We start from the raw sequence: 1,024 nt of genomic DNA on the forward strand, positions 1-1,024 counted from the left end.
AAATTTAGTAGTTTTTTTTCATCATAATAACTCTCTGAATACTATATAAATATAGCAAAAAAATCTCTAAAAACCTCGCTACTACTACTGTTTTTCAATAACTTACACTCTTAACTTAATGACATTGGGCGCGAGCTTGTAGCTCGTGCCCTGTGAATACAGAAAAACAATTCAAATTCAAACTACACCCTCTCCCATTACCGCTACACGTGACTTGTGGCTTTAAAAATCCACAAACCTATTCCCATAAAATCATGTGACATATTTGCAAGTTCTGCTTCGCAGAGTACGATCCCGATAGCTATCTGGGAGCAAACTCGAACTAGCGGACAGTGTATACTCGCGCCATCAGGGGTTATCTCATTACAAACTACAACTTGCCTTTTATATTTTGCTTAAATAACTTTCTAATTGGTTTCACTCCTGGACCAAGAATATTTATTTTTTCCATAAAATCTATAAGGTTAACTATCTCTTTCTCAAAACTTCGATTATCAGCACTATCTTCAATATGGACTTCCCACACAGCTCCTGATCCTCCCCACATATTAACACTGTTAATAAGATCGATAAACTGTTCGTCCTTTCGTTGATTTAATAATACTATTAAAACCTCAATAAACTTTGCCTGTTCATGTATATTTGACTTCTTTAGAATTTGTAATAGATTAGTTAAAATTTCTAAGAAAGTTACGCATGTTTTTTTTGTGAGCCTTTTATTCTTATTTTTTTTGAAACCAAACATTTTAAAAACTATTTTTAAGTATAATATTTACAGGTTCTTTTAACTGATTAAAGTTTTGATATAATTCCAACGGTAATCCTCCTGTTCTACCATCCAATGGAGCAGCAAACCATCTACCAACTCTAATATCACCGCTGGCGCGAGCTCAATGTCATTAAGTTAAGGTTATTTCACAAAGCATCACGCTGATTTTTAGTAACCTTTGGTTTGACTCTATTTCTGTATTTATCTTTATGCCGATTAAAATTACGATTCGGTCTTATTGGAATTAAATTCTTA

Annotated in this window: 1 protein-coding gene; it reads right to left on the reverse strand. The window is 33.2% G+C overall.

What is annotated here, in order from left to right; genetic code table 11:
• Positions 1 to 370: 370 nt before the first annotated feature.
• A complete protein-coding gene (locus ELS83_RS21675; RefSeq protein WP_171597625.1) occupies positions 371 to 745 on the reverse strand; it encodes a hypothetical protein in 375 nt (124 codons plus the stop codon).
• Positions 746 to 1,024: the final 279 nt, after the last annotated feature.

The organism is Marinifilum caeruleilacunae, assembly GCF_013141825.1.
GTDB lineage: Bacteria > Bacteroidota > Bacteroidia > Bacteroidales > Marinifilaceae > Marinifilum > Marinifilum caeruleilacunae.

Bases quoted from the DNA above. Each gene is read 5' to 3' on its own strand.
- ELS83_RS21675 (WP_171597625.1), bottom strand. From the start codon at position 745: ATGTTTGGTTTCAAAAAAAATAAGAATAAAAGGCTCACAAAAAAAACA.